The organism is Polaromonas sp. P1_E1_2 (assembly GCF_056406035.1).
The window spans coordinates 1-5,455 of the sequence record NZ_JBFUAZ010000268.1; the positions used below are offsets into that span (position 1 = coordinate 1).

The window sequence follows — 5,455 nt, forward strand, 5'->3', positions numbered from 1 at the left end:
CGTTTTGGTCGCGATGATGGTTCCAGTTAAGCCATAGCGTTCAAGGCATCGCGGTACCAGCTCTTCGGCAAGGATTAACAAACCTCGTTCAGTGTCAACCAAGGCGTAGCTGAGTTCGGGATTGACGGTCAGGGCCTGATTGGCCGGGATGGTCCAGGCGGTGGTCGTCCAGATCACGGCGAAGATATCCGCACCCCTAAGCACTTCAGCAGCATATTTGGCTTGCCCTGCTGGTTCTGTTGTGTCGAAAAAGGCTTTCAAAAGCTTTTGCGGCTCAGCGCATTTGAAGCCAACGTCCAGCGTCTGCGATTTCTTGTCGGCGTACTCGATTTCAAACTCGGCCAGCGAGGAGCCGCAGTCAAAACACCAGTACACGGGCTTGAGGCCCCGGTAGACAAAGCCGCGTTCCATGATGCGTTTGAGCGCGCGGATTTCATTGGCCTCGTTGGCAAAATCCATCGTGCGGTAGGGGTTGTCCCACTCCCCGAGCACACCCAGGCGCTTGAAGTCGGCCATCTGGCCGGCGATCTGTTCGGTGGCAAAAGCGCGGCTCTTGGCCTGCACTTCGTCCCTTGGAAGATTGCGCCCATGAAGCTTTTCAATCGCGTTTTCGATCGGCAGGCCGTGGCAATCCCAGCCTGGCACGTAGATGGCGTCCAGCCCATTGAGCTGACGCGCCTTGACGATCATGTCTTTCAGGACTTTGTTGACGGCGTGGCCGATATGGATCTTGCCGTTGGCGTAGGGCGGGCCGTCGTGCAGCACGAACCTGGGCTTGCCGGCGCGCACGTCRCGCAGCTTCTTGTAGATGCCTTTTTCGTCCCATTCCTTGACCCAGCCGGCTTCGCGCTTGGGCAGGTCGCCGCRCATCGGGAAGGGTGTGTCRGGCAGGTTCAGGGTGCTGCGGTAATCGGTTTTGGTYTCGGACATGGGATGCTTTTGGAATGCTGTTGTTAGGGCGGCCTGAAAAGGCGGGCCGCCGGAAATACGGTGGGGAAGAAGCCGGTCGCCAAAAAATGAAAGGCGAGGCCAGAGGCGACGAGATCGTCTAAATTCGGTCGCGCGTGGTCTGGCGGCTGGTTTCCGTGTGCATGGAGGCAAAAAACGCCCGCGCCTCATCGCAGTCTTTGGCAATGCCTGTTTTCAGGCTGTCCAGGCTGTCGTACTTCAGTTCGTCGTGCAGTTTGTGCAGCAGTTCCACTCGGATGATTTTACCGTATGCCCCCTCGGGGCCCAGGCTGGCCGGCCATTCGAGGCAATGCGTCTCCAGCAGCACGCGCCCGCCGTTGATATCGGCCGGGTCCAGTGAGGGCCGGATCCCCAGGTTGGCTACGCCGGGAATGGGCTGATCGGCCAGGCCGTAGACCTGCACCGCAAAAATCCCGCTGGCCGCTGGTTTCCAGTGCGAAAACCGTAAATTGAGCGTGCGAAAACCCAGGTCGCGACCCAGTTTGCGGCCATGCACCACGTGGCCGGAGATGCTGTAAGGCCGCCCGAGCAGGCTGGCGACGCGGTCCATCCGGCCTTCGGCCAGCGCCTCCCGCACTGCGGAGCTGGACACCCGAAGGCCGCGCACCTCGTAGCTGTTCATGCGGGCTACGTCAAAGCCCAGGCGGTCGCCAGCGGCGTCCAGCATGGCGTAGTCGCCCACCCGTTTGGCGCCAAAGCGGAAGTCGTCGCCCACCAGCACGTATTGCACGCCCAGGCCTTTGATCAGCACATCTTCAATAAACGATTCGGCGGGTTGTGAAGCCAGCGCGGCGTTGAAGGGCAGCACCACGCACTGGTCGATGCCGCAGCGCGCCAGCTCGGTGAGTTTGTCGCGCAGGGTAGCAATGCGCGCGGGTGCCAGTTCGGGCTTGCGAGCCACGCCGGCAAAGTAGTCGCGCGGATGGGGCTCGAAGCTCATGACGCAGCTGGGGACCCCGCGGTGCTGTGCCTCATTTTTCAGCAGCGCCAGCATGGCCTGGTGGCCGCGGTGCACACCATCGAAATTGCCGATGGTCAGGGCGCATTGCGCCGCCAGCTGGGGATGGTGGTAGCCGCGGAAAATTTTCATGGRGCAATTATCGTTTTTATAGCGCTGGAGGCCGTCTCAACGGGGCTTCAAAGTGGTTTATGGGGGATTTGAACCTGTTTGCCATGATTTCACTGTATATTGATACACAGTCGGCCGAACGCCGTGTTTCCATGCGTCATCCACCATGATGGAGGTTCGTTTTGAAGGTCTTGAAGCTCTCAGCCCAGGGATTGCCGCAATCCTGGATCAGCCTTGAACAAGCCGTGTTGCATTACGCGGCTGATGAGGTGCGCTGGGAGATGGGCGCGCGGGTCGTTACCTTCCATGGCGGCCACAACGCCATCACGGGCGAGCAGTCCATCATCACCGTCAACAGCATCATCGGCACCAAGGGCGTTCCCAACATCAACCCGTTTGACCTGAAACCGGGCCTGACCAACGGCAAGCTGTTTGCCCGCGACCGCAATGTGTGCGCCTACTGCGGCGGTCATTTCCATGAAGAAGACCTGACGCGCGAGCACATCATTCCGTTTGCGCAAAAAGGCATAGACACCTGGATGAACGTGGTGACCGCCTGCCGCGCCTGCAACCACCGCAAAAGCAGCCGCACGCCTGAGCAGGCCCACATGCCGCTTCTTTACACGCCTTATGTGCCCAGCCTCTGGGAAGACTTCATCCTGCGCAACCGCCGCATCCTGGCGGACCAGATGGAATTCTTGATGGCGCATATTCCCAAGACCTCACGCTTGCACGCCTGACGCGTCCTGACGCGGTCACGTGCGAGGTCCAGTGTCACCGCGGAACCGGCTTCGCCGGGCCGCCAGTGGCGCCCCCTTGAGGGGGAGGCGGCCGCAGGCCGCATCGGGGGTGAGTGTTGCTCTAGGCAAATACGCCAGCCGTCTCCTGCATCCGGCTCGATACTTCGCCGAGTTGATGCAGCGTGTCGCCAAACGTCATTTCGAGCTGGGTCAGCTTCTTGAAGTAATGGCTCACGATGTATTCGTCGGTCACGCCGATGCCGCCATGCAGTTGTACCGCCTGCTGGCCCACAAAGCGCATCGACACACCCAATTGGTACTTGGCGCGCGCCAGCGCCCGGGCGCGCTCGTCGGCCGGGGCATTAAGTTTGAGAGAAGCGTAGTAACTCATTGACCGCGCCAGCTCCAGCTGCATCTTCATGTCGGCCACGCGGTGGCGCAGGGCCTGGAAGCTGCTGATGGCTACGCCGAACTGCTTGCGGGTGTTCATGTATTCGACGGTGATGGCCAGCGTTTTGTCCATCACGCCTACGGCTTCGGCGCAGGTGGCGGCAATGCCGATGTCGATAGCGTGGGCCAGGGCCGTGAGGCCGTCCAGCGTGACCAGCKTGGCGGGCGCGTTTTTAAGTGTGAGTTCAGCAGCCCGGCCGCCGTCCTGCGTGCTGTAGCCCTTGGTTGTCACGCCGGCAGCGCTGCGCTCCACCAGAAACAGCGCCAGCTTGCCMYTGGCCATGGCRGGRACGATGAAGGCATCGGCTTTRTCACCGGCCGGCACTATGCTTTTGGTAGCTGTTAGCGCCCATCCATCGCCGGCTGCAGCCGCATTTGCCTCGCATTTTTTGAAGTCGTAGCGCGCGGCCCGTTCCTGGTAGGCCAGTACCATGAGGCTTTCACCCGTGGCGATTTTCGGCAGCCAGTTGGCCTTCACGGCTTCGGGGGCATAGCTGGACAGCACGCCGCCGGCAATCAATGTCTGCGCCAGAGGCTCCAGCACAATGCCGCGCCCAAGCTCTTCCATCACCACCATGCCTTCGACCGGGCCCATGCCAAGACCGCCGTCGGCCTCGGGGATGTAGAGGCCGGTAAGCCCCAGCTCGGCGATCTGCCCATAAGCCTCGCGCGAGAAGCCGCCAGCCTTTGCGATGCCACGGCGGCGCTCAAAGTCGTAGCCCTTGTCGACCCATTTGCGCACGGCGTCGCGCAGCTGTTCCTGGTCGTCGGTGAAATCGAAATCCATGATGCTTTCCTTTAAACCGGAATGAACTGATAGGGTTTAGCCGAGAACGACTTGCGAGACGATGTTGCGCTGCACTTCGTTGGAGCCGCCGTAAATCGTGGTCTTGCGCATATTGAAGTAAGTGGATGCCAGCGGCGCGTCGCCCGGCAGGCCGCCGGGGAAGTCGCCTTGCCAGCCGGCTTCCATGGCTTCTTCAATAAAGGGCAGGCTGAAGGGGCCGGCGGCCAGCATCATGAGCTCGCTGTAGCGCTGCTGGATCTCGCTGCCGCGAATCTTGAGCAGGCCGGCGATGTCCAGCGAGTTCTTGCCTGATTTTTCGGCCGAGAGCACGCGCAGCACCAGCATTTCAAGCGCCACCACGTCGACCTCGAGCTTGGCGATCTCGYCGCGAAAGCGCTGGTCTTCATACACGCCTTCGGCCTTGGCGATGCGCTTCAAGCGCTCGAGCTCGCGTTTGGCGCGGTTCACGTCGGCGATGTTGGTGCGTTCGTGGCTCAGCAGGTGCTTGGCATAGGTCCAGCCCTTGTTTTCTTCACCGATCAGGTTGTTGGCCGGCACCTCGACGTTGTCGAACCAGACTTCATTGACCTCGGCCTCGCCGTCCAGCAGCACGATGGGGCGCACCGTCACGCCGGGCGACTTCATGTCGATCAGCAAAAACGAAATGCCGGTTTGCGGCTTGCCTTCATTGCTGGTGCGGACCARGCAGAAAATCCATTCGCCGTACTGGCCCAGCGTGGTCCAGGTCTTCTGGCCGTTGACGATGTATTTGTCGCCCTGGCGTTCGGCCCGGCATTTGACGGACGCGAGGTCCGAACCCGAACCCGGTTCGCTGTAACCCTGGCTCCACCATACTTCGCCGCTGGCAATGCCTGGCAGGAAGCGCTTTTGCTGCTCGGGGCTGCCAAAGGCCATGATGACGGGCGCCACCATCACCGGTCCGAAGGGCACCACGCGCGGCGCGCCAGCCAGTGCGCACTCTTCTTCAAACAAGTGCTTTTGCACGGCATTCCAGCCCGGGCCGCCAAATTCCTTGGGCCAGCCGTGGCCCAGCCAGCCTTTTTTGCCGAGGATCTTGGCCCAGCGCTGCATGTCGTCACGCGACAGGCGCAGGGCGTTGTGCACCTTGTGCGAGATGTCCTTGGGCAGGTTGGCGTGAACCCAGGCGCGTATCTCTTCGCGAAAGGCCTGTTCTTCAGGGGTGAAAGCTAAATCCATGGCGAATGTCTCCAGGCCGGTTGGCGGGTATGTCTACGGTCGATTTTCTATTTTTAGCACGGTCGTTCGCAATTTTATGTCTCAGTTGGGACATTCGTGCCATTGAGTTTGATGCGTGCGGCGGGGCGGCGGTGAGCTGTTATCTGCCGCGTTCTAAACTAGAGGGCTATGGCAACTGCGCAGAAAAACATCGTCATCCTGATTTCGGGCGGTGGCTCCAAC

6 protein-coding genes are annotated in these 5,455 nt (G+C 60.8%); 2 read left to right on the forward strand and 4 right to left on the reverse strand.

All coding sequences use genetic code 11. The features are described 5' to 3' along the window. Nucleotides 1-930: class I tRNA ligase family protein (locus AC1D1P_RS13300; protein WP_477673308.1), on the reverse strand; the 930-nt coding region annotated here is incomplete at its 3' end. 118 nt (nt 931-1,048) lie between these two features. Then, nucleotides 1,049-2,059, reverse strand: a complete 1,011-nt coding sequence (locus AC1D1P_RS13305; protein ID WP_477673309.1) for a bifunctional riboflavin kinase/FAD synthetase — start codon at nt 2,057-2,059, stop codon at nt 1,049-1,051. A gap of 161 nt (nt 2,060-2,220) precedes the next feature. Here AC1D1P_RS13305 and AC1D1P_RS13310 point away from each other — a divergent pair, with 161 nt between their 5' ends. Further along, the gene (locus tag AC1D1P_RS13310) at nt 2,221-2,778 is read left to right on the forward strand and encodes an HNH endonuclease (RefSeq protein ID WP_092128654.1); all 558 of its coding nucleotides are present in this window, start codon (nt 2,221-2,223) and stop codon (nt 2,776-2,778) included. Nucleotides 2,779-2,899: 121 nt separating this feature from the next. Here the strand turns inward: AC1D1P_RS13310 and AC1D1P_RS13315 are convergent, their stop codons facing one another. Together AC1D1P_RS13315 and AC1D1P_RS13320 are read right to left on the reverse strand one after the other, a co-directional pair. Then, the gene (locus AC1D1P_RS13315) at nt 2,900-4,015 is read right to left on the reverse strand and encodes an acyl-CoA dehydrogenase family protein (protein ID WP_477673310.1); all 1,116 of its coding nucleotides are present in this window, start codon (nt 4,013-4,015) and stop codon (nt 2,900-2,902) included. A 36-nt stretch (nt 4,016-4,051) separates the two neighbouring features. Next, on the reverse strand, nt 4,052-5,233 hold the full coding sequence (locus tag AC1D1P_RS13320) for an acyl-CoA dehydrogenase family protein (protein WP_477673311.1): 1,182 nt from the start codon (nt 5,231-5,233) through the stop codon (nt 4,052-4,054). A gap of 29 nt (nt 5,234-5,262) precedes the next feature. On the opposite strand from AC1D1P_RS13320, the gene AC1D1P_RS13325 reads away from it, so the two are divergent. Then, on the forward strand, nt 5,263-5,455 hold a 193-nt coding region (locus tag AC1D1P_RS13325; protein ID WP_477673312.1), incomplete at its 3' end, for a hypothetical protein.

Coding starts and splice junctions, on each gene's coding strand:
- AC1D1P_RS13305 (WP_477673309.1), bottom strand. CDS start 2,059: ATGAAAATTTTCCGCGGCTACCACCATCCCCAGCTGGCGGCGCAATGC.